Raw genomic sequence first — 21,635 nt, forward strand, 5'->3', positions numbered from 1 at the left:
CCTATAATGAAATTTGATGAACCGTGTTATGCTCTTGGACGGTCTGGTCGGAGGGAGGGAAAACTGGTGTCTGAAACTAAAGTTCGCAAAAACGAGACAATTGATGCTGCACTTCGTCGCTTTAAACGTTCCATCGCTAAAGATGGCGTATTGGCTGAGGTGAAGAAACGCAAGCATTATGAAAAGCCAAGCGTAAAGCGCAAGAAAAAGTCTGAGGCTGCTCGTAAAAGAAAGTTTTAGGAGGATTTGGCTACCATGAGTCTTAGCGAGCGATTGAACGAAGATATGAAGCAAGCGATGAAGAGTCAAGACAAGTTCAAACTCTCCACCATTCGAATGGTTCGTGCTACGATTAAGAATCTTGAAATAGATTTGAAAAGACCTTTGAACGATAATGAAGTGCTTGATATCCTAAGTCGTGAAATCAAACAGCGCAAAGATGCCCTCCAAGAATTTGAAAAAGCGGGTCGAGACGATCTTGCCGCAGGTGTCAGAGCGGAAGCTGAGATTATTGCCGAGTACCTTCCCGAACAGCTGAGCGAAGAAGAAATTAAAGTTATTGTACAGCAGACCATCCAGGAAACCGGTGCTACTTCGAAAGCTGAAATCGGGAAAGTGATGAGCGCGCTTATGCCCAAGGTCAAAGGCCGGGCGGATGGCAAACTCGTAAATCAGGCAGTGCAACAGCTTTTGCCATAGTTAAGCCAAAGTAAACACTCTCTACTTCTGTAGAGGGTGTTTTTTCTGTTTCTCATAAATCCGTGACCTTCCGCATAGGGTGTAGAGTAGGGGAAGGAGGATTGCCTCATATGAGCCGGTTTGTCCGCAAAATTCGCAAATGGACGGTCGATGCGCTCGACCTGCCGAGTGATCTCGTATTCGATTTGCCTAGGCTCACCTTGATCGGAGGTAAGCAATTATACATAGAAAATCACCGGGGCGTCGTGCATTTTTCTCCCGAATCCTTGCAGCTGGAGCTTAGCCAAGGCACGCTGGAGGTCGAAGGCAGCGGACTGGTGATCAGGGAAATCATGCCGCAGGAAGTCGTCATCGAAGGGCGGATCCACGGCATTAAATATCGCGGAATGGAGGAATCCTAGTGAAATCACCGGTATTTTCCCAATTGCGGGGAGCCGTGGGCGTGCTGGTCCGCGGCGGTTCGATCGAACGGCTTATTAACGAGCTGGCGGGACAGGGCATTGAGATTTGGGATTTGCAGCCTTTGCCGGACGGAAGCATGAAGATGACGATGCACGTGGCGGACTTTTTTCGGCTGCGTCCGCTGCTCCGCCGGACAGGCTGCCGGGTCCGCGTGCAGCATCGTTCGGGGCTGCCTTTTGCCCTCCTCCGATTATGGGGACGAAAATGGTTCGTCTTCGGATTTGCCCTGTTCATCGCCGTCATATTCAGCCTGTCGCAGCTGGTATGGGATATCGAAGTTAACGGGAATGTCGAAATTCCGGAGGAAGATGTTCTAAAAATCGCCCGGGAAGAGGGGCTGTATCCGTTTCAATGGATTTTCGCCTTGCCGCGGCAGGACAAGCTCTCGGCGGAATTGAACCGGAAGCTGCCGGGGACGTCATGGGTCGGCGTGTCCCGGACCGGGACGCGGGTATCGATCCAGATTGTCGAAGCGACGCAGCCGAAGGAGAAAAAGCTGATGAGCCCGAGGCACTTGATCAGCACGGCCGACGCGGTGATCACGTATATTTATGCGGAGAAAGGGCAGCCCGAAGTAAAGAAAAACGACCGCGTCAAGAAAGGCCAAATTTTGATCTCCGGCTTCCAGGGCGGAGGACAGGTTGTTTCCAAAGGGGAAGTAAAGGGTAATGTCTGGCACGAATATCGGATCGAAGTACCGTTGGTTCGCAAGCAACGGGTATATACCGGCGAAAAGAAGGAGCAAGGATATCTTTACTTCGGAAATACGGCGATTCAGCTCTCCGGCTACGGCAAGACCCCCTTCGAACACTATCAGGTGATGACGGAATTCAATCCGTTGACCTGGAGAAGCTTTAAGCTGCCGATCGGCTGGATGAGCGAAAAAGTGCTGGAAACGACTGAACTCGAAATCAAGCTTTCGAAAGATAAGGCGATTCGTGACGGAATTGAGCGGGCGAAAAGGGATATCGTGGCAAAAAACGGGGCGGATAGCGTTGTTTTGAGTCAAAAAATTTTGCATGAGAAGACAGACAATGGTAAAGTTTATATGAAAGTGCTTTTTGAAGTGGAGCAAAATATAGCGGAAGAACTTCCCATAGTACATGACCAAGGAGAATGAGGCTATTTGTCAGAACAACAACAGAACATAAAAATATCGCTTCAAAACGCCGGTGAGGGGCTGGCCTTGTTCGGCCCTCAGGACGCCTTTTTGAAACTGGTGGAGGAGCATTTTAAAGCGGGCGTCGTCCTGAGAGAGTCGGAGATCACGATCCGCGGCGAAGCTTATGAAGTGGAGCGCGCCCAGCAATTGTTCGAGGTGCTGCTGCAACTGGTGCGCAACGGGTATATTCTTACTGAAAGAGATGTTCTTTATGCGATCGATCTCGCGAAGGAGCTTCGCGCCGATCAATTGCTTGATTTATATAAAGGCGAGATTGCGGTGACCTATCGCGGCAAGCCGCTTCGGGTCAAGACGATCGGTCAGAAGCATTACGTCACGACGATTCGTAAGCGCGACATCGTGTTTGGTGTCGGGCCCGCCGGAACGGGGAAAACTTACCTGGCTGTCGTCATGGCGATCACGGCCTTGAAGGAAGGGGCGGTTAAACGGATCGTCCTAACCCGGCCCGCCGTCGAAGCGGGGGAGAGCCTCGGCTTCCTTCCGGGCGATTTGCAGGAAAAGGTGGATCCGTACTTGCGGCCGCTGTATGACGCCCTTTACGACGTGATGGGGCCGGAACAGACGGCCAAGGCGCTTGAGCGCGGGCTTATTGAAATCGCTCCGCTCGCCTATATGCGCGGACGGACGCTGGACGATTCTTTCATTATCCTGGACGAGGCGCAGAATACGACGCCCGAGCAAATGAAAATGTTTCTTACGCGGCTCGGATTCGGCTCAAAAATGGTGATCACCGGAGACGTTACGCAAATCGATTTGCCGAAAGGAAAGAAATCGGGCCTGGTGGAAGCCAGAAGGATACTTGAATCCGTAGAGGAAATCGGATTTGTCTATTTCGCGGATTCGGACGTGGTCCGGCATTCGCTCGTCCAAAAGATTATTGTAGCTTACGACCGTGCTGCTGAAAATCAGGGTTAATCCGGCCTCCGAACGTTCCGGCCGGCATCGCTGCCGATAGGCGCCCGGAGTTCTTCGCTGAAGTCCCGGGCCGTGCCGAATTCCGGAAACCAAAGCCTTTAAATTTTTCAGGAGGGCTGTCTTTATGACTTCAAAGAGCGATCAAGGAAAAAATAAATTTAATTCCACCACAGCGGGATGGAGGACCAGCGGGTCGGTCCGATACGTCCTGTATGTAGTGCTCGTAGCCATGCTTTATATAAGCATGGCTCCCAAACTTTTGCCGGAAACTTATGATATAGCCGTGGGGATGCCAAGCGATAAGGAAATTTTGGCGCCTATGGAGATCCCGGATACGAAAGCGACGTTAAAGGCCCAGGAGGAAGCGGCTGAAAAAGTCGGGCAGGTTTACACCATTATTCCGCTCCGCAACGAGGCGCTGGTCGCCAATCTTCTGGACCGGATTTTTCGTTTGAACCAGGACGATCAAGTGGCGACGGCGGACAAGATCGATATTTACCGGGAAGAACTGCCGCAGCGCGTGAAGGATCATATCCAAAATTTCATCATGAATAACCGCAATTCGGACAACTATTCGCCGACGCTGTTTCAGGAAGTGACGCAGAAGGTCGATGAGCAGCAGTACCAGATTTCCGAGGAGACGTTCATCAAGATCCCGCGGCTCACGCCGGAGGATATTAATGAAATGAAGCCGGTTGCCGCGGACATCGTGGCCCGTCTCATGACCGATCAAATCGTGGATGCGCAAACGGCTCGGGCCAAAGTGGCCGAGATGGTCAGCACCAGCTCGCTCAGCAAACGCATTTCCCGGGAGGTCGTGCAGGAACTGGCTCGCTTATCTATCACGGCCAACAAGTTCTACGACGAGGAAGCGACGAAAGCCGCCAAGGTGGAGGCCCGGGAGAACACGCCGACCGTTTATATTAAGCAGGGCGACGTGCTTGTAAAAAAAGGCGAGAAAATTACCGAAGAAATGTACGCGCTGCTTGAAAAAAACGGATTGTTAAAGGATGAGGTCAACTATTGGCCCCAATTCGGACTTGTGCTGCTGTCGACGCTGATGACGATCGGGTTGATCATGTTTATGCGGCAATCGGAAGGCGTAAGCCGCTTCAAATATAACAACTCGCAGTTTGTCATGCTGCTTATGATCGTGCTGATTACGATCGTATCCATGCACATTACCGCGATTGTTCAAAACGAGCAGCGCGCCTATATCGGGTATCTCGCCCCGGTGGCGACGGGAGCCATGCTGATCACGCTGTTGATCGATCTGTCCTTGGCTTACATCTGCTCGATTCTGTTCAGCATCCTGGCCAGCGTGATTCTCAACGTGCACCAAGGACAGATTTTTGATTTTGAATTCGGCTTTTTCGCGCTTGTTATATCATTTGCGTCGATCTTTGCGATCCACCGGGCCAGCCAGCGTTCCACCCTGCTAAAAGCCGGCATCATGATCTGTTTGTTCGGATCGGCCGCGGTTTTCACCATGATTTTGCTGAATAATGACGGCTGGACGGAGTCAAGCACGCTGTACGCGATCGGGTTCGCGATTGTCGGCGGCCTGCTGACGACGATTCTCGTCATCGGGCTGATGCCGTTCTTTGAAGTGACCTTCGGCATACTGTCCGCCTTGAAGCTGGTGGAACTGTCCAACCCGAACCATCCGCTGCTGCGCAAGCTGCTGACGGAGACGCCGGGGACTTATCATCACAGCGTCATGGTCGGAAATTTGGCCGAAGCCGCCGCCGAAGCGATCGGCGCGGACGGTTTGCTATGCCGGGTCGGATCCTACTATCACGATATCGGCAAGACGAAGCGGCCCAGCTATTTTATCGAGAATCAGAACAATATGGAGAACCCGCATGATTTTATCGATCCTAAGCTCAGCAAATCGATTATTATAGCCCATGCCCGCGACGGGGTGGAGATGCAGAAAGAATACAAACTGCCGAAGCCGATCCGGGACATAGCGGAGCAGCATCACGGTACGACCTTCCTGCATTATTTCTACCACAAGGCGCTGGCCTTGGCGGAAGAACAGGGCGTCGAGCCGGATTTCACCGAGGATGATTTCCGGTATCCCGGTCCGAAGGCCCAATCGAAAGAGGCGGCGGTCGTCGGTATTGCGGACAGCGTGGAGGCGGCGGTCCGCTCGCTTCGTAAACCGACGGTGGAACAGGTCGAGACGATGATTGAGAAAATTATCAAAAGCCGGCTCGACGACCATCAGTTTAACGAGTGCGACCTGACGATGCGCGAGCTTGATCTGATCGCCCAGACGTTGAAAGAGACGGTGATGGGGATCTTCCATTCCCGGATCGAATACCCGGAGCAGATCAAGAAGACCAAAGGAAATGACGAGAAGGACAGGGGGATGGAAGCCAATGGCGCTCAATCTGGTTTGGAACAATGAACAGGATGTACTCGAGATCGGCGACGAGCTGATCGGACTGCTCGACCGGTTGCTGCAGAAGGCCGGAGAAGCAGAGGGAATTTCGGAAGGCGAAGTCGCGCTCACCTTTGTGAACGATGAAGCCATTCATGAATTGAACCGGGAGTACCGCGGTATTGACCGCCCGACGGATGTCCTATCCTTCGCTATGAACGAATCGCTGGAAGAAGAGCTGGACATCGTGTACGAGCTTGAAGAGGGGGAGGAACTGGACGAATTGGCGGACGTGCTCGGCGATATTGTTATTTCGGTGGAGCGCGCCCAGGCGCAAAGCGAGGAGTACGGCCACTCGCTGGAGCGGGAAATCGGGTTTCTGGTCGTGCACGGTTTTCTCCATCTGCTCGGCTACGACCACCAGGATACGGCGAGCGAGAAGGTTATGATGGATAAACAGGAAGCCGCGCTGGCTCAGGTCGGGCTCGTTCGGTAATGAAGCCGCGGCGAACATGGCGGGACGCCTTCCGAAACGCTTGGGATGGCGTTCTCGCCTCCCTGAAGACGGAGCGTAACCTGCGGTTCCATACGGCGGCAGCCATTGTCGTGATTCTTGCCGCGTTGTACTTTCACCTGCCGGCAAGGGATGTGGCGGTTCTGCTTCTGGTCATAGCCCTGGTCATCACGGCGGAAATGATCAATACCGCAATCGAAGCTGCAGTGGATCTGGCGGCTCCGGAATGGCATCGATTGGCCAAGTTGGCCAAGGATGCCGCGGCCGGAGCGGTTTTGGTCGCCGCGGCTTTTGCCGTCTTCATCGGGATTTTACTGTTCTATGAACCGGTCGGCAGAGCCTTCGGGTGGGTGTCGTAAGCGATACTGCCTATACTGCTCTGGGTCCCTGGAACGCTTCAAGATAAGGAGATGAAATCAATGACTCATAGTGAACTGCTTCAGGAAGCGATAAAAGCACGTACAAAAGCTTACATCCCCTATTCGGGGTTTGGGGTAGGGGCCGCTCTGCTGGATGAGAACGGACATGTCCACCACGGCTGCAACATAGAGAACGCCGCCTATGCGCCGACCAATTGCGCGGAGCGGACCGCGATGTTCCGGGCTGTCGCCGACGGGCTAAAACCCGGGACGTTTCGGGCGATGGCTATCGTTGGCGACACCGACGGACCGATCGCCCCTTGCGGCGTATGCCGTCAGGTGATGCTGGAGCTGTGCGGACCGGATATGCCGGTCATCCTTGGAAACCTTAAGGGAGCGATCCGCGAGACGACCGTAGCCGAGCTGCTGCCCTTCTACTTCAGCTCGTCGGATCTGTAATCCTGGCGAATAAACGGAAAGGACTAACATCATGGCGAAAAATAAATTCAAATCCGGATTTGTCGCGATCGTAGGCCGGCCGAATGTCGGAAAGTCCACGCTCATGAATCAGATTATCGGTCAGAAAATCGCAATCATGTCGGACAAGCCGCAAACGACGCGAAACAAAATACACGGCGTATATACGTCCGAGGAAATGCAGGTCGTTTTTCTGGATACTCCGGGAATCCATAAACGGCAGTCCAAACTCGGCGATTATATGAACACAACGGCGCTCAACACGCTCGGCGAAGTCGAGGCCGTTTTATTCCTGGTCGATACCGCGGAAGGATTGGGCGGCGGAGACCGGTTCATCATCGAACGGCTGAAGGATGTTCGCACCCCGGTTATTTTGGTACTGAACAAAATAGACCGCATCCAGCCGGAGGAACTGCTACCGATCATTGAAGAATACCGCAAGCTTTATGATTTTGCGGAAATTGTGCCGATCTCGGCCAAGCTGGGAAATAACGTGAACACCCTGCTCGAACAAATCGGCAAGTATTTGCCGGAGGGTCCGCAATATTATCCCGAAGACCAGGTCACCGACCATCCCGAACAGTTCGTCTGCGCCGAGCTCATTCGTGAGAAAATCCTGCATCTGACTCGGGAAGAGGTTCCGCACTCGATCGCCGTGACGATCGAAGACATGAGAGTGGAAGAGAATGGGGTCGTCTACATTTCGGCGGTGATCTTTGTGGAACGGGATTCGCAAAAAGGCATTATCATCGGCAAGCAGGGCTCCCTCCTAAAAGAGGTCGGCAAGCTGGCCAGACAGGACATCGAAAATTTGCTCGGATCGAAGATTTTCCTGGAGTTATGGGTAAAAGTCAAGAAAGATTGGCGCAACCAGGAACGGATCTTGAAGGACCTCGGTTTTCACCGGGATGCTTAAAAGACGAATCAAGTTGTTTTATACTGGGAGTTATTGCAACGCATAGTTCGCCTCCGCCCGCACATCCTATTCTTTGAAGATGCACGCGTCATTTCCGAAGAAAGGATGAATACGAATGCGAGATTTTTCGTGGAAGTATTTTGCGATGACTGGAGATGTCGATGCTTACTTGCTTTATAAAGAAGCCAGCGGCAATCCCGACGAAGAGGTTGCGGCGGCGGAGGAACTGACCGTCGAGGAGGAGACGGCGGAACAGTTCTGAGGATGTTCATAACCGGCAACGGTTCTTGAACAGCGCTGTATTGAAACAGGTCGAGCTTGGGGGAAAAGACATGCTATACAGGGTGGAAGGAATCGTCATCCGCAGCATGGATTACGGCGAAGGGAACAAGATCATCACGTTGTGCACCGAAACCAGCGGAAAGATCGGGGTTTTGGTCCGCGGGGCGAAAAAAATCAAAAGCCGGCACGCGGCGATGACGCAGCTGTTCACCTACGGGGAATATGTGTTTTTCCGGCAGAACGGCGGACTCGGAACGCTGAATGCCGGGGAGTTGATCGATGCTCACGCCGCGCTGCGCGAGGACTTGTTTCTGGCGGCCTATGCGTCCTATGCTTGCGAGCTGTTAGACAAAACCTTGCAGGACGAAGAGGTGGGGAGCTTCTGGTTTACCCAGCTAAAGGCGTGTCTTGAAGGATTGTCGGCCGGTAAAGATCCGCAAATCGTGATCCATCTGTTCGAGATGAAAATACTGCAGGCGGCCGGTTACGGCCCGTCCTTCGAGGCGTGCATTTCCTGCGGCCGCACCGACGATCTTCTGGTCGTCAGTCCGCGCCTGGGGGGCAAACTTTGCCGTTCCTGCCGTCATCATGACCCGGCGGCGCTGCAAATATCGCCGGGCACATTTAAACTGCTGTCGCTGTTTGAAAAGATGGATCTGAGAAGGCTCGGAAACATCGAAGTCAAAGAGGCGACGAAACAAGAGCTAAAAACGGTCATGCGCCATTTTATGGACATGCAGCTCGGCCTTCGGCTTAAGTCGCGTCAATTTTTAGACCAATTGGACAAATACGAGATTTGACGAAGCTCGTAAAATCATATATTATAAATGAGAATTTCCCCCGTGATTCAGGTAAAATGGTTTATGGGGGAACTCATGTGTTGAACGGGAACAGTAATGGGAACGACACCGCTGCAGCGAGCCGGGGACAGTGCAAGCCCGGACGGAAGGACTCATGAAACGGCGCCCCGGGAGCATGAGCCAACGTACGTGAAAAGCGGATTTGAGGTGCGGCATGTTATCCTGGATGCCCCCGCAAATCAAGTAGGGTGGAACCGCGGGAGCAAGCTCTCGTCCCTACGTCTGACAGCAGGCGTAGAGACGGGGGCTTTTTTTGCGTCCCGGTTCTTCCCGCTGAATTTGGCATACCAAGTGTAAAGGAGTTGTGGTTCATGAATTTTCAACAAATGATCTTGACCCTGCAGCAGTTCTGGTCGGAACAAAACTGCATCGTCGTACAACCGTACGATGTGGAAAAGGGCGCGGGCACGCTGAATCCGATGACCTTCCTCCGCTCCATCGGACCGGAGCCGTGGAACGTAGCTTACGTCGAACCTTCCCGCCGCCCGGCGGACGGCCGCTACGGGGAGAACCCGAACCGGCTGTACCAGCATCACCAGTTTCAGGTCATCCTGAAGCCTTCGCCGGACAATATTCAGGAAATATACCTGGAGAGCTTGAACCGGCTGGGGATCAATCCGCTGGAGCACGATATTCGCTTCGTGGAAGACAACTGGGAGCATCCGGGCCTTGGAGCTTGGGGACTTGGCTGGGAAGTTTGGCTCGACGGCATGGAGATTACGCAGTTTACGTATTTCCAACAAGTCGGGGGGATCGAAACGAATCCGGTCGCCGTGGAAATTACGTACGGGATGGAGCGTCTCGCTTCTTATATCCAGGACAAGGAAAATGTCTTTGATCTGGAATGGGTGGACGGGACCAGCTATGGCGATGTTTTCAAACAAGCCGAATATGAGCATTCGAAGTACACGTTCGAAATTTCCGATGTGAAAATGCTGTTCACCTTGTTCAACATGTACGAGCAGGAAGCGAACAAAGCGATGGAACAGCATCTCGTTTTCCCGGCCTATGATTATGTCCTGAAATGCTCCCACACCTTCAACCTGTTGGATGCCCGCGGAGCGATCAGCGTGACGGAACGGACGGGGTATATAACACGGGTGCGCAATCTCGCCCGTCAGGTAGCGGCAACCTACCTGGAAGAACGCGAAAAGCTCGGATTCCCGATGCTGCAGAAAGGGGGCGTTGTCCGTGGCTAAGGATCTTTTGTTCGAAATCGGCTTGGAGGAAATGCCGGCCCGCTTTATTCGCGCGGCCATGGAACAACTGAAGGAACGGATGGAGAAATGGCTGGAGGAATCCGTGATTCCTTACGACTCCATCGAGAGTTACGCCACGCCACGCCGTTTGGCGGTGCTTGTCAAAGGGGTAGCGGAGAAACAGGAAGACGTCCATGAAGAGGTGAAGGGGCCTTCCCGGAAAATCGCTTTGGACGAGAACGGCGCTTGGAGTAAAGCGGCGCTCGGTTTTGCCCGCAGTCAAGGCGTAGATCCCGAGCAATTCACGTTTAAGGAACTCGGCGGGACGGAATATATCTATGTCAGCAAGAGCCGGGCAGGGGTGGAAACGAAAACGATTGTGGCCGAAGGGCTGCAAGGGATTCTCCAGGCGATGAATTTTCCGAAAAATATGCGCTGGGGAAATCATGATTTCAAATTCGTCCGTCCGATCCGCTGGATGGTGGCCTTGTTCGGCCAGGAAATCGTCGAGCTTGAAATCGCCGGGGTTAAAGCCGGCAACGTAACGCGCGGTCACCGTTTCCTGGGACAGGAGACTGTGATCGGGGAGCCGTCCGCTTATGTGGAAACCCTGCGTGGGCAGCACGTCATCGCCGACGTCAATGAACGGGAAGAGATGATCAAACGCCAGATCAAAGCCTTGGCGGAAGAAAAGGGCTGGAATATCGCCGTGAAGGACGACCTGCTGGAAGAGGTGCTGTTCCTCGTGGAAACGCCGACCGTGTTGTTCGGCAAGTTCGAGGAGTCCTTCCTCCAAATCCCGCAGGAGGTTTTGATTACCTCCATGCGCGAGCATCAGCGCTATTTCCCTGTCTTGAACGACCAAGGGGAGCTGTTGCCATTCTTCGTCACGGTTCGTAACGGAGACGCTCGCTCTCTAGATATCATCGCGCGGGGGAATGAGAAGGTGCTGCGCGCCAGATTGTCCGACGCGAAGTTCTTCTATGAAGAGGATCAAAAGCTGGCGATTAAGGACGCGCTGTCGAAGCTCGAGAGCATCGTGTTCCACGAAGAGCTGGGGACTGTCGGCGACAAGGTCCGCCGTATCCGCCGCAACGCGGAGAAGCTCTCTTCCATGCTCGGCGTCGATACGGGCGAAGCGGAGGCGGTCAACCGCACGGCGGAAATTTGCAAATTCGACCTTGTTACGCAAATGGTCTACGAGTTCCCGGAATTGCAAGGGGTTATGGGCGAAGATTACGCCCGCAAAGCCGGGGAGCCGGAGGCGGTCGCCAAAGGCATCTTCGAACATTACCAACCGCGCTTCTCGGGAGACGCCGTGCCGGCATCGACCGTGGGAAGCATCGTCAGCATTGCCGACAAAATCGACACGATCGCCGGATGCTTCTCGATCGGCATTATTCCGACAGGCTCGCAGGACCCGTACGGTTTGCGCCGCCAGGCTGCGGGCATCGTGCAGATTATATTGGAGCACAAGCTGTCGCTCCGCCTGACGGACCTGTTCGTCATCGCTCTCGAAACACATCAGCAATTCCATGAGCTTAAACGCTCGGGCGATGAGATCATGAAGGACCTGATGGAGTTTTTCGGGCTGCGCGTCAGAAAAACCTTGTCCGACAGCTTGCGCTACGATGTGGTGGACGCCGTCATGGCGGCCGGATATGAGGATGTAGTATCCGTCGTATCGCGCGGGGCCGCTCTAATGGACGCCGTTAACGGGCAGGAGGATTTCAAAACGACGGTGGAATCGTTCGGCCGCGTCAGCAATCTGGCCGCCAAGGCGTCGGCCGTAAAAGTCCGCTCCGATCTGCTTGAGGATCCGGCGGAGAAAAGCCTGTACGACACATGGCGCAGCGTGAGCGGCGAATACCGCGATCTGCTCGCTGAACGCAACACCGTGGAAGCGCTGCGGAAGCTGGGTGAATTGAAGGAAGTCATCACCGTGTTTTTTGATGCGGTCATGGTTATGGCGGAAAATGAGGATATCCGGACCAACCGGCTGGCGCTGCTCGCCGCGATCGATGAGGATCTCAGGGCTTTCGCCGATTTCGGCAAGCTGGTTTGGGCATAATAGATGGAAGGAAGGGGGCGGGAGTCCATGCATACACGCATCGTCGTTGACGGAGACTCCTGTCCCGTAAAAGCGGAAATTTCGGAAACGGCGCGGCGCTTCGGCATCAAGGTACTCATGGTATCTTCATACGATCATGTGCTTCGCGAAAGCGAAGGCGTGGAGGTCGTCCAGGTGGACCGAAGCCAGCAAAGCGCCGATCTGTACATTGCCAATCATATTGCAAGCGGCGATATCGTCGTAACGCAGGACTATGGTCTGGCCGCGCTGGCCCTTGCCAAATCTTGCAAAACCATGTCTCCCCGGGGCGATATTTATCACCCGGGGAATATTGATTATTTGCTGGAACGCCGTCATTATCAGGCCAAGGCCCGGCGCGGAGGCCGCCATTCCAAAGGCCCGAAGCCTTTTACCGATGAGGACCGGACTCATTTTACCGAGGTATTGTTAAAACTTTTGCGAGATTTGCAGGAGAATAGGTAATTTTAGCGAATAACTATTTACGTGTTATGAAAGATGAAGGTGGTTTGGATGAATACCGGACGAGGCACAATCCCGGAGGAAGTCATCGAGGCGGTCTTACGGCAGCACGATATCGTCGATACGGTCGGCAAGCACGTTCATCTGACTAAACAGGGCAAATATATGAAGGGGCTCTGTCCGTTCCACTCCGAGAAGACCCCTTCCTTTACGGTGACGCCCGACCGACAAATTTTTCATTGTTACGGCTGCGGCAAAGGCGGCAACGCGATCAAGTTCCGTATGGAGATCGAAGGTCTAACCTTCCCGGAGGCAGTCCGGATGATGGCCGAGGAAGCCCATATCCCGTTTGAGTTCGGGGGCGGAGGCCAAGGAGCGGCACCTAGAAATCTTGAACTGGAACAACAGCTGCAAGCCAATGAGTGGAGCTCCAAGCTGTACCATTTTCTGCTGATGAATACCGAGCACGGAAAGCCCGCCATGGAGTACTTGAAGAATCGCGGTTTTACGGACAAAGCCATCGACACGTTCCAAATCGGTTATGCGCCGGCGCGCTGGGATACGCTGGTTCAATTTTTGGAGAAGCGTTCTTTTGATCTGGGAACGATGGAGAAGGGCGGTCTGATTTCCGCCAAGCAGGACAGAAGCGGCTACGTCGACCGTTTTCGGGATCGTATCATTTTTCCGCTGCATAATCGGAACGGCAAAGTGATCGGCTTCGCGGGGCGTGTTCTGGGGGAAGGTCAACCCAAGTACTTGAATTCCCCGGAAAGCAAATTGTTCAGCAAAAGCAGGACCCTGTACAATCTGCATCAGGCCAAGTCGGAGATCCGGAAGACCCGGCAATTTGTTCTTTTTGAGGGATACGGGGATGTAATCAGCGCTTGGGAGGCGGGAGTTCACAACGGGGTAGCCACGATGGGGACGGCCTTGACCGAGAGCCATGCCTCGATGATGAGGGGGCTGGCCGATGAGGTGATCGTGTGCTATGACGGGGACAATGCCGGACAAGCCGCGGCTTTGAAGAGCATCCCGATATTGGAAGCGATCGGCTTTATGACGAAGATCGCCCTATTGCCCGAAGGTCTGGATCCGGACGAATTTATCCGGAAATACGGCGGCGAGCGTTTCAGGCATCGGATCCTGGACGGGGCTGTTTCATCCGTCAAATTTAAGCTTATATATCTGAAAAAAAACCATATACTGCTAGAGGAAGACGGAAAGGTGGCCTACATCAAGGAAGCGCTGGAAGTGATCGCACCTCTGTCGTCGCCTACGGAGCGGGAGATTTACTTAAAGGAATTGTCCTCCGATCTACAGGTTTCCTTCGACAGCTTGAAGCAGGAATGCAACGAATTACGCCAAGCGATGCAAAAAAAGAACCCGCCCGGGGATAATAAGACCAAAAGGTGGAATAATGGTAGGCATAAAAAGGGGCAGGCATCGATGCCGGTTTTATTGCCCGCTTATCATGTTGCGGAACGAAGGCTGCTTTCCTTTATGCTTCAGGATGACGAGGTTGCCCGTTATGTCGGGGAACGGCTCGGGGACCATTTTAATATCGAAGATCATGCGGCGATCGCTGCTTATCTATACGCCTATTATGCACAGGGGAAAGCCCCGGATGCGAGCAGGTTCATTTCATCGCTGCAGGATGAACGGCTGGAGCAGACCGTCATTTCCATCGCCATGATGGAGACGCCTCAGGAATGGAGCACGCAGGAGCTCGATGATTGTATAAGAGAGATTCAAAAAGTACCTCTCCAGCAACAAATCAAGCGCAAAAAAGAAGAAATGGTTGCGGCCGAGAAAGCCGGCGATTTTTTGCGTGCGGCCCAAATTGCAAGTGAGATTATAGCCCTAGAGAGACAGTAAAAGGAAGGACTTTCGATGTTTCTAGGGAGGAGGGAGCCAGGAATGACGAATGATCAACATACTGAACTAGAAACGGAACTAACTCTCGATCAGGTCAAGGACCGTCTGATTGAACAAGGAAAAAAGAGGTCTTCGTTAACGTATAAAGAAATCATGGAGAAGCTCTCACCCTTCGAACAGGATCCGGAGCAAATGGACGAGTTTTTTGAACATTTGGCGGACTTGGGCATCGACATTACCGGCGACAGCGACGAGGAGTTGACCAACCGGAGCCACGATGAAGAAGGCCGGGATTCCAGCAGGGACGAATTCGGTTTTGAAGACGATTTGACATTGCCTCCCGGCATTAAAATCAACGATCCGGTACGGATGTATCTTAAGGAAATCGGCCGGGTTCCCCTGCTAACCGGGGACGATGAACTGGAGTTGGCCAAGCGAATCGAGAACGGCGATGAAGAGGCCAAACGGCGTCTGGCCGAGGCCAACCTGCGGCTCGTCGTCAGTATCGCCAAACGTTATGTGGGCCGGGGCATGTTGTTCCTCGACCTGATTCAGGAAGGGAATATGGGTCTGATTAAAGCCGTAGAGAAGTTCGACTACAGAAAAGGCTTTAAGTTCAGTACCTACGCTACCTGGTGGATCCGCCAGGCCATTACCCGGGCTATCGCCGACCAGGCTAGAACCATTCGGATTCCGGTTCATATGGTCGAAACGATTAACAAATTGATTCGCGTATCGAGACAACTGCTGCAGGAACTCGGGCGGGAACCTACACCGGAAGAAATCGCCGCCGAGATGGATCTCAGTGTAGAGAAAGTGCGGGAAATCATGAAGATTGCCCAAGAGCCGGTGTCGCTCGAAACGCCGATCGGGGAAGAGGACGACTCCCATCTGGGCGACTTTATTGAGGACCAGGAAGCTTTGGCGCCGGCGGATGCCGCCGCATACGAGCTTCTGAAGGAGCAATTGGAGGATGTTCTTGACACGCTGACCGAACGGGAAGAGAATGTGCTTCGCCTGCGTTTCGGATTGGATGACGGCCGCACGAGAACGCTGGAGGAAGTAGGCAAAGTATTCGGCGTGACGCGGGAAAGAATTCGCCAGATCGAAGCCAAAGCGCTCCGCAAATTGCGCCATCCGAGCCGCAGCAAACGGCTGAAGGATTTTCTCGAATAAGCGTGGAACCGACCTTCTGCAGCCAGCAGCAAGGTCTTTTTTTTCGGTGCCGGAGCGCACCGGAGATCGGGAATTATTTCCTTCTTTATGATTTATTGTTATTTATTTTAGCTCTTTTCCGGTGTCATTGCAAATCAAGCGGGGCGGCGGACCGGAGCTGACGGTTCACAAAAAAGGGTAAAAGGATGTGGAGGCTTCTTCATGAAACTTTCGGCCAGATTACAACATATCGCCGATCGGCTCCCTGCCGGGTGCAGGATGGCGGATATCGGCTCGGATCATGCTCTGCTGCCCGTATACGCCGTGCAAAACGGCATCGCCTTATCAGCCATAGCCGGAGAGGTCAATGAGGGTCCGCTCGATGCGGCCCGGCGACAGGTAGCCGAGGCCGGGGAAACCGGGCGCATTTCTGTGAGAAAAGGCGACGGCCTGGCCGTGATCGCGCCGGGCGAGGTCGATTGCATTACGATCGCCGGGATGGGCGGGGCGCTGATCGCTACGATCCTCTCGCAGGGAAAGGAAAAGTTGGCAGGGGTCACGCGCTTGGTGCTCCAGCCGAACGTCGGGGAGGATCTCGTTCGGCGGTGGCTCGTGCAGAACGGCTGGTATTTGACCGACGAAGCCATACTGGAGGAAGACGGAAAGGTTTATGAAATCCTTACGGCAGAGCATGCGGAGGATGCGAACGAGCTAAACGAAGCATTATACCGGGAACGTACTATTCCCGGCTGCTCCGTACCGCTCACTGAAGAGCTTCAACTGTTAATGGGACCTCGGTTGACCATGGCGCCAGAGGAAGTATGGGAAGCCAAATGGCGTTCGGAAATCGCCAAGCTCGAAAAGATACGGAAGTCCGTCGCCGCTTCCAAACAAGAGTCGGCGCGGGAAAAAGCAGAGGAATTGACAAGCCGGATTCATCAGCTTAAGGAGGTCGTGACATGCTTGCCAAAGGTCAAACCGTAATCCAGATCATGGAGCAGCTTGCTCCTAAACATGTCGCCATGGAGGGCGATAAAATCGGTCTGCAGCTTGGGAGTCTGCAGAAGGATATTACCGGCGTGCTCACCGCGCTGGACGTAAATGAAGCGGTGGTGGATGAAGCGATCCGGCTAGGGGCCAATCTGATCATCGCCCATCATGCGATCATTTACCGTCCGCTCGCCAATCTGCAAAGCGACACGCCGATGGGGAAAGTCTACGAGAAGCTGATTAAAAACGACATTGCCGTCTACGTAGCCCATACCAATCTGGATGTAACTGAAGGCGGAATGAACGACTGGATGGCGGAAGCGTTAGGGATCCGGAGCAGCGGCTCCGTGGAGGACATTCATACCGACCATTTGTACAAGCTCGTCGTTTTCGTGCCGAAGGATCACCACAAACGGGTATTGGATGCCGTCCTGAACGCCGGAGCGGGGGCGATCGGCAATTACAGCCACTGCAGCTTTAACATTGAAGGTTACGGCACTTTCGTGCCCGGCGAGGGGACCGATCCTTATATCGGAGAGCAGGGAAAGATGGAGAGAGCGGAAGAAATCCGCATCGAAACCATAGTGCCGCAGAGCATCCGGAACAAAGTAATCCAGGCCATGCTCAAAAGCCATCCCTATGAAGAGGTGGCTTACGATTTATATCCGATGGATCTCAAAGGCCGGACCTTCGGGCTCGGAAGAGTCGGTCCGTTGGATACGCCCGTCACGTTGGAGCAATTTGTGCAGCGGGTGAAGGAGAACCTGAACGTGCCGAAGGTTCGTGTCGTTGGCGATCTAAGCCGCCAGATCAAAAAAGCGGCGGTGCTTGGCGGCTCGGGCGGACGGTATTGGAAGGCGGCGATGTTCCGGGGAGCGGATGTGCTCGTCACGGGGGATATCGACTATCATACGGCACAGGACGCGGAAATGGCCGGTATGACGTTGATCGACCCGGGGCATAACGCGGAGAAAATCATGAAGTCCAAGGTCGCCTCCTGGCTGCGCGAAAAACTTGCGGAGCAGAAATACACTACGGCGGTGCATGCGTCCGAAGTCGAAACGGAGCCTTTTATTTTCCTTTAGTTCCTGCCGTTTCATACTTGTGATTCCGCTCCATTCCCTGTATACTATCAAGTGTTGCCTTCGAAAGTTTGACAGACAATCGCCGGCGGCTTTAAGCCGCGGGAGGAAAGTCCGGGCTCCATAGGGCAGGGTGCTGGATAACGTCCAGTCGGCGCGAGCCGAAGGATAGTGCCACAGAAACGGACCGCCGATGGCCGCTGCAAAGCGTGCACAGGCAAGGATGGAACCGAGGTGTAAGAGACCCCGAGGAACGCTGGTGACTTCGTTCCTGGTAAACCCCACCTGGAGCAAGACCTAATGGGACGCAGCTTCTTTGCTGAAGCAGCCTTAGCCCGAGGCGCGTCCGGGTTGGTCGCTGGAGCCGCCCAGTAATGTGCGGCCTAGATAGATGATTGTCGCTCAACGCGGGAGGGTAGTTCCCGTTTTACCGCAAAGAGTACAGAACCCGGCTTACGGCAAACTTTCATCACTGCAACCTTGTTTTTTCCTTTACAATTGTTCAAAGAGGCTGTCCCGAGCAAATATGCTCAGGGCAGCCTCTTTTCTGTTACTTGCCTTGTTTGAGAATGTTGTCCACCTTACGCTGCATCGACTGCGGCCAGAACTGCAGAGGGGCGTCATTTCCGCCTCCCGCCGCCTCCAACGCCGCGAAGACATCGATCTGTCCGTATCCGAAGTATTTGTCGTGCCCGGGATCCCCGAGATCGATGACATTGCTGCGGATTATATCCATCACCTCGGTGTTCTTCAGCTCCGGGTTGATCGAGCGGATCAGAGCCGCCAGCGCCGATACGTGCGGGCTGGCCATGGAGGTGCCGGACAGGGCGGCGTATTGGTTGTCGGGGTACGTGCTGGCGATGCTTTCGCCCGGGGCCATCACGTCCACGTAGTCGCCGTAATTGGAGAAGGAGGCGCGCTGCTGCCGATAGTCGGTGGCCGAGACGGACAGCACTTCCGGATAGGCGGCGGGATACCCCGGACGCTCCGTGTTATCGTTCCCGGTCGCCGCGATCAGGACGACATCCCGGTCGAAGGCGTACTTAATCGCTTCATGAAGAAACTGGGAGTCGGCATAATTGCCAAGACTCATATTAATCACCTTCGCTCCGTGATCCGTGGCCCAAATAATCCCTTGCGCCACGGAATAAGTCGTCCCGGAACCGGTGCTGTCCAAGGCTTTCACCGGGAGTATTTTGCCTCCCCACATCATGCCGGCGATCCCTTCGTTGTTGTTCACGTTGGCGGAGATGATCCCCGACACGTGGGTTCCGTGTCCGACATCGTCCGAAGGCGCTTGGTCCGGCGCGATGACGTTATAGCCTTCCAGCAGACGACCTTTAAGGTCGGGATGTTTCAGATCCACGCCCGTGTCGACTACTCCGACGATCACGTCGTTGCTGCCCTTGGACAGTGTCCAGCCCCGATTGGTCTCGATGATGGGCAGGTTCCATTGGTAGTCCGAAAACAACAGGTCGTTGGGGATTTCCGGAGACTGTTCATCCGCAAAGCCGGTCCCTTTTTCATTCGTCATGTACAGGTAATGGGGTTCCACATAATTCGGTTTCCAATGTTTATGAAAATAGTCTCGCAGCTGCTGCGCATTCATCGTTTCGGAGCGAAAAATATAGGTTCGTCCGATGTTCCGTGCCGGTTTGCAGTGGAGGTCGGCATGCATTTTTTTCAAGTCCCGTGCGGAAGGGGTCTCCCCGAACGTCACAACGATTTCATTTTCGTAATAATGGCTTGCTTTCTCGTTATCGTGACCGGTTTTTACGGTGATGTCCCGCAAGTTGTCGGCATGTACGGATTCGACCTTGTATTTTCCTTCTTTCGGATACGGAATCAAACGCAGGTTTTTGTTCTGATGTTCCTGCACCCGACGCAATATCCCCGTGTCCATTACCGCGATAATCCCTTCCCCCGTTTTTCCGGAAGGCTCGGCAAGGACGAAATATTTGGGATTCCCGCTTGGGAAGGCGGGAGATTCGTAAGCCCGGCCTTTTTGCAGCGCTTTACGGGCGAAGCCCAGATATCCGTCGATCTGCTTTAAGTCTTGTTTTCCCGGACGGAAGGATTTGCCGCGCATTTCCTGTTCCTGTTCGCCCGACCGCCAACGGAGAGAGAGAAACTGCAAATGGTCTTGTTGGAGGGTCCGGGCGGTCTGCATGCGGCTCGATTGGGAAACGGCCGACCACTGTTCCGCCATGCTCTTCAGATGCCGTTTCGCATCCAGTCGGGCCAATTTTTCCGTTGTCGTCATGTCGCGATGCAGCATCATTTTCTTTAGCTTGTGTTCCTCGGCCGCCTTCACCGGAGTTCCTTTCCCGGAGGGCGGGGGGACGGGCGAAGAGGTGTCCGGAATCAGATTATAGAGGGCAACGGCCGCTACACCCGCCAAAGCCAGAGCGGCCCATCGCTGCCATTTCATCAGAAGTTCCTCCTTTGTAGGCGTCATCGTTGTTATGGATTAGAATGAGGTAAAACCGGGTGTTTTATTCCTTCGGTCCTGGCGGAAGGATACCGCTTTCATCGATTTTATGTTACGATGATTCCGGGGACAAACTATAAAGCGCCGATACCTGACGGCTCAGGGGAGAGGGAGTATGGGAACCATGTCACAAACCAATATCCAGCAACTATGCGCGAGAGCGAGAGAACAATTGAAATCGGCAATCGGCCAAATGGAAACCTTCCTAAACCATACGACGTTGCCACAGCTGGCGGAGGGGCAGGATGAAGAAACCGTCCATTTTTATCGGGGGTTTTTAGCCGATCTTCGTCATTTGCTTGTTTTCTCGGAGGTGTGGCAGGAGAAGCTGGGGATCGTGCTGCGGCGGGGAACGTTTGATCCGGAATCCGCCGAAAAAACGCTTTATCGTGTTTATCACGATTGTGTCAACGCCTTTTTTTATCCTAAAAATGAAAGTTATTCCGAAGATGGGCGGTATGCCTATACCGGTCAAGACGCGATTCGATTCCGCAAGAAACCGGTACGCGCGGCCCGGGACGTTATTATGGAGATCTCCAAAGTATACGAGGAACTGCGCGATGAATTAACGTACTATGAGAGCGATTATCTGACACAGCTCCGGATGCGGAGCAAATAACTCCAAAACCATTATCCAAGATGCCGAGAGATGCCGATTGTGGCATCTTTTTTTGTTGCATTTTAACAGGCAGGGATCCGCATAGACCAACCTGTACCCGGGGAAAATGAAGTGTGAGGTGATCATAATGCCAAACGGGGATAAACCCATTGTTAAATGCAGCGTGTCCAATTGTTCTTACTGGGGTGAACAAAACGTTTGTAAAGCGGATTTAATTATGATCGATATCGATCAGCACGCCGGCGCTCATTACGATGCCGAGTTTGCCGGAGAAGCCTTCGACACCGATCATCGGGACAAAGCCGCCTCGTCCTCGGCAACTTGCTGTCACACCTTTAAGCCGAAATCATCTTAAGAGCTACCTAATTTTAGGAGGTGCTGTGATGACTGATCGAATTAAGGATAAGCGGAAAAGCTCCGTTTCCACAAAGAAGCGTGTGGATTTCCCCAGAAAAACCAACAAGGAAGAGTATGCCGTCGAGGTTGCGCCATTGAGAACCGCCGCGGACCACGAAACCTTGTCGGAACGTTCGAAAGATAACGGTGTCGGAACCTCAAAACAACGTGTGGATTATCCTAAAAAAACGCACAAGGAAGAGTATGCCGTCGAGGTCGCG

The 21,635-nt window shown here is 53.6% G+C and carries 23 protein-coding genes and 1 other RNA gene; 23 read left to right on the forward strand and 1 reads right to left on the reverse strand.

Going from position 1 to position 21,635, the window contains the following annotated elements; genetic code table 11:
• Positions 1-66 precede the first annotated feature (66 nt).
• From rpsU to rnpB, 21 genes are all read left to right on the forward strand, one after another.
• Entirely contained in the window at positions 67-240 is a 174-nt protein-coding gene (gene rpsU, locus FRY98_RS09630; protein ID WP_005547957.1) for a 30S ribosomal protein S21, read from the forward strand.
• A 15-nt stretch (positions 241-255) separates the two neighbouring features.
• Positions 256-699: a GatB/YqeY domain-containing protein gene (locus tag FRY98_RS09635; protein ID WP_148451547.1), complete on the forward strand. Its 444-nt coding sequence runs from the start codon at positions 256-258 to the stop codon at positions 697-699.
• Positions 700-809: 110 nt separating this feature from the next.
• Complete coding sequence (gene yqfC / locus FRY98_RS09640; protein ID WP_148451548.1) at positions 810-1,100, forward strand: sporulation protein YqfC; 291 nt, start codon at positions 810-812, stop codon at positions 1,098-1,100.
• Positions 1,100-2,281, forward strand: coding sequence for a sporulation protein YqfD (gene yqfD / locus FRY98_RS09645; protein ID WP_148451549.1), 1,182 nt, complete (start codon positions 1,100-1,102; stop codon positions 2,279-2,281). Before yqfC ends, yqfD begins: the two co-directional genes overlap by 1 nt.
• 6 nt (positions 2,282-2,287) lie before the next feature.
• Entirely contained in the window at positions 2,288-3,259 is a 972-nt protein-coding gene (locus FRY98_RS09650) for a PhoH family protein (protein ID WP_148451550.1), read from the forward strand.
• A 124-nt stretch (positions 3,260-3,383) separates the two neighbouring features.
• A complete protein-coding gene (locus FRY98_RS09655; protein ID WP_148451551.1) occupies positions 3,384-5,675 on the forward strand; it encodes an HD family phosphohydrolase in 2,292 nt (763 codons plus the stop codon).
• On the forward strand, positions 5,647-6,144 hold the full coding sequence (gene ybeY, locus FRY98_RS09660) for an rRNA maturation RNase YbeY (protein WP_148451552.1): 498 nt from the start codon (positions 5,647-5,649) through the stop codon (positions 6,142-6,144). The genes FRY98_RS09655 and ybeY overlap by 29 nt, the downstream gene beginning before the upstream one ends.
• Entirely contained in the window at positions 6,144-6,521 is a 378-nt protein-coding gene (locus FRY98_RS09665) for a diacylglycerol kinase (protein ID WP_148451553.1), read from the forward strand. Before ybeY ends, FRY98_RS09665 begins: the two co-directional genes overlap by 1 nt.
• Positions 6,522-6,572: 51 nt before the next feature.
• The gene (locus FRY98_RS09670; protein WP_276508687.1) at positions 6,573-6,980 is read left to right on the forward strand and encodes a cytidine deaminase; all 408 of its coding nucleotides are present in this window, start codon (positions 6,573-6,575) and stop codon (positions 6,978-6,980) included.
• A 31-nt stretch (positions 6,981-7,011) separates the two neighbouring features.
• Positions 7,012-7,914 carry a GTPase Era gene (gene era / locus FRY98_RS09675; RefSeq protein WP_148451555.1) on the forward strand — a complete coding sequence of 301 codons (903 nt, stop codon included), beginning with the start codon at positions 7,012-7,014 and terminating at the stop codon, positions 7,912-7,914.
• A 115-nt stretch (positions 7,915-8,029) separates the two neighbouring features.
• Positions 8,030-8,176, forward strand: a complete 147-nt coding sequence (locus FRY98_RS09680) for a YqzL family protein (RefSeq protein ID WP_148451556.1) — start codon at positions 8,030-8,032, stop codon at positions 8,174-8,176.
• Positions 8,177-8,246: 70 nt separating this feature from the next.
• The gene (gene recO / locus FRY98_RS09685) at positions 8,247-8,996 is read left to right on the forward strand and encodes a DNA repair protein RecO (protein WP_148451557.1); all 750 of its coding nucleotides are present in this window, start codon (positions 8,247-8,249) and stop codon (positions 8,994-8,996) included.
• A 96-nt stretch (positions 8,997-9,092) separates the two neighbouring features.
• Entirely contained in the window at positions 9,093-9,353 is a 261-nt protein-coding gene (locus FRY98_RS09690; RefSeq protein ID WP_148451558.1) for a hypothetical protein, read from the forward strand.
• A gap of 14 nt (positions 9,354-9,367) precedes the next feature.
• Positions 9,368-10,255 carry a glycine--tRNA ligase subunit alpha gene (gene glyQ, locus FRY98_RS09695; protein WP_148451559.1) on the forward strand — a complete coding sequence of 296 codons (888 nt, stop codon included), beginning with the start codon at positions 9,368-9,370 and terminating at the stop codon, positions 10,253-10,255.
• Positions 10,248-12,326, forward strand: a complete 2,079-nt coding sequence (gene glyS / locus FRY98_RS09700) for a glycine--tRNA ligase subunit beta (RefSeq protein WP_148451560.1) — start codon at positions 10,248-10,250, stop codon at positions 12,324-12,326. The genes glyQ and glyS overlap by 8 nt, the downstream gene beginning before the upstream one ends.
• A gap of 27 nt (positions 12,327-12,353) precedes the next feature.
• Complete coding sequence (locus FRY98_RS09705; RefSeq protein WP_148451561.1) at positions 12,354-12,809, forward strand: YaiI/YqxD family protein; 456 nt, start codon at positions 12,354-12,356, stop codon at positions 12,807-12,809.
• 48 nt (positions 12,810-12,857) lie between these two features.
• The gene (gene dnaG / locus FRY98_RS09710; protein WP_148451562.1) at positions 12,858-14,681 is read left to right on the forward strand and encodes a DNA primase; all 1,824 of its coding nucleotides are present in this window, start codon (positions 12,858-12,860) and stop codon (positions 14,679-14,681) included.
• 42 nt (positions 14,682-14,723) lie between these two features.
• Positions 14,724-15,857 carry an RNA polymerase sigma factor RpoD gene (rpoD, locus tag FRY98_RS09715; RefSeq protein ID WP_148451563.1) on the forward strand — a complete coding sequence of 378 codons (1,134 nt, stop codon included), beginning with the start codon at positions 14,724-14,726 and terminating at the stop codon, positions 15,855-15,857.
• Positions 15,858-16,058: 201 nt separating this feature from the next.
• Positions 16,059-16,820, forward strand: coding sequence for a tRNA (adenine(22)-N(1))-methyltransferase (locus tag FRY98_RS09720; RefSeq protein ID WP_148451564.1), 762 nt, complete (start codon positions 16,059-16,061; stop codon positions 16,818-16,820).
• Positions 16,796-17,911 carry a Nif3-like dinuclear metal center hexameric protein gene (locus FRY98_RS09725; RefSeq protein ID WP_148451565.1) on the forward strand — a complete coding sequence of 372 codons (1,116 nt, stop codon included), beginning with the start codon at positions 16,796-16,798 and terminating at the stop codon, positions 17,909-17,911. Before FRY98_RS09720 ends, FRY98_RS09725 begins: the two co-directional genes overlap by 25 nt.
• 63 nt (positions 17,912-17,974) lie before the next feature.
• Positions 17,975-18,379, forward strand: an RNA gene (gene rnpB, locus FRY98_RS09730) — RNase P RNA component class A.
• 79 nt (positions 18,380-18,458) lie between these two features.
• On the opposite strand, the gene FRY98_RS09735 is transcribed toward rnpB, so the two are convergent.
• A complete protein-coding gene (locus tag FRY98_RS09735) occupies positions 18,459-20,339 on the reverse strand; it encodes a S8 family peptidase (protein ID WP_148451566.1) in 1,881 nt (626 codons plus the stop codon).
• 184 nt (positions 20,340-20,523) lie between these two features.
• Here FRY98_RS09735 and FRY98_RS09740 point away from each other — a divergent pair, with 184 nt between their 5' ends.
• Positions 20,524-21,018 (forward strand): YpuI family protein, encoded by a 495-nt coding sequence (locus FRY98_RS09740; protein WP_148451567.1) that lies wholly within the window; start codon positions 20,524-20,526, stop codon positions 21,016-21,018.
• Between the two features lie 127 nt (positions 21,019-21,145).
• Positions 21,146-21,373, forward strand: a complete 228-nt coding sequence (locus FRY98_RS09745) for a DUF1540 domain-containing protein (protein ID WP_148451568.1) — start codon at positions 21,146-21,148, stop codon at positions 21,371-21,373.
• Positions 21,374-21,635: the final 262 nt, after the last annotated feature.

Source organism: Paenibacillus faecis, from assembly GCF_008084145.1.
Lineage (GTDB): Bacteria > Bacillota > Bacilli > Paenibacillales > Paenibacillaceae > Fontibacillus > Fontibacillus faecis.

What these genes read in the sequence shown, in the direction of transcription:
- FRY98_RS09635 (WP_148451547.1), top strand. Translation starts at nt 256, where the DNA reads ATGAGTCTTAGCGAGCGATTGAACGAAGATATGAAGCAAGCGATGAAG.
- yqfC (WP_148451548.1), top strand. Translation starts at nt 810, where the DNA reads ATGAGCCGGTTTGTCCGCAAAATTCGCAAATGGACGGTCGATGCGCTC.
- FRY98_RS09655 (WP_148451551.1), top strand. Translation starts at nt 3,384, where the DNA reads ATGACTTCAAAGAGCGATCAAGGAAAAAATAAATTTAATTCCACCACA.
- ybeY (WP_148451552.1), top strand. Translation starts at nt 5,647, where the DNA reads ATGGCGCTCAATCTGGTTTGGAACAATGAACAGGATGTACTCGAGATC.
- FRY98_RS09665 (WP_148451553.1), top strand. Translation starts at nt 6,144, where the DNA reads ATGAAGCCGCGGCGAACATGGCGGGACGCCTTCCGAAACGCTTGGGAT.
- FRY98_RS09670 (WP_276508687.1), top strand. Translation starts at nt 6,573, where the DNA reads ATGAAATCAATGACTCATAGTGAACTGCTTCAGGAAGCGATAAAAGCA.
- era (WP_148451555.1), top strand. Translation starts at nt 7,012, where the DNA reads ATGGCGAAAAATAAATTCAAATCCGGATTTGTCGCGATCGTAGGCCGG.
- FRY98_RS09680 (WP_148451556.1), top strand. Translation starts at nt 8,030, where the DNA reads ATGCGAGATTTTTCGTGGAAGTATTTTGCGATGACTGGAGATGTCGAT.
- recO (WP_148451557.1), top strand. Translation starts at nt 8,247, where the DNA reads ATGCTATACAGGGTGGAAGGAATCGTCATCCGCAGCATGGATTACGGC.
- FRY98_RS09690 (WP_148451558.1), top strand. Translation starts at nt 9,093, where the DNA reads ATGGGAACGACACCGCTGCAGCGAGCCGGGGACAGTGCAAGCCCGGAC.
- glyQ (WP_148451559.1), top strand. Translation starts at nt 9,368, where the DNA reads ATGAATTTTCAACAAATGATCTTGACCCTGCAGCAGTTCTGGTCGGAA.
- FRY98_RS09705 (WP_148451561.1), top strand. Translation starts at nt 12,354, where the DNA reads ATGCATACACGCATCGTCGTTGACGGAGACTCCTGTCCCGTAAAAGCG.
- dnaG (WP_148451562.1), top strand. Translation starts at nt 12,858, where the DNA reads ATGAATACCGGACGAGGCACAATCCCGGAGGAAGTCATCGAGGCGGTC.
- rpoD (WP_148451563.1), top strand. Translation starts at nt 14,724, where the DNA reads ATGACGAATGATCAACATACTGAACTAGAAACGGAACTAACTCTCGAT.
- FRY98_RS09720 (WP_148451564.1), top strand. Translation starts at nt 16,059, where the DNA reads ATGAAACTTTCGGCCAGATTACAACATATCGCCGATCGGCTCCCTGCC.
- FRY98_RS09725 (WP_148451565.1), top strand. Translation starts at nt 16,796, where the DNA reads ATGCTTGCCAAAGGTCAAACCGTAATCCAGATCATGGAGCAGCTTGCT.
- FRY98_RS09735 (WP_148451566.1), bottom strand. Translation starts at nt 20,339, where the DNA reads ATGAAATGGCAGCGATGGGCCGCTCTGGCTTTGGCGGGTGTAGCGGCC.
- FRY98_RS09740 (WP_148451567.1), top strand. Translation starts at nt 20,524, where the DNA reads ATGTCACAAACCAATATCCAGCAACTATGCGCGAGAGCGAGAGAACAA.
- FRY98_RS09745 (WP_148451568.1), top strand. Translation starts at nt 21,146, where the DNA reads ATGCCAAACGGGGATAAACCCATTGTTAAATGCAGCGTGTCCAATTGT.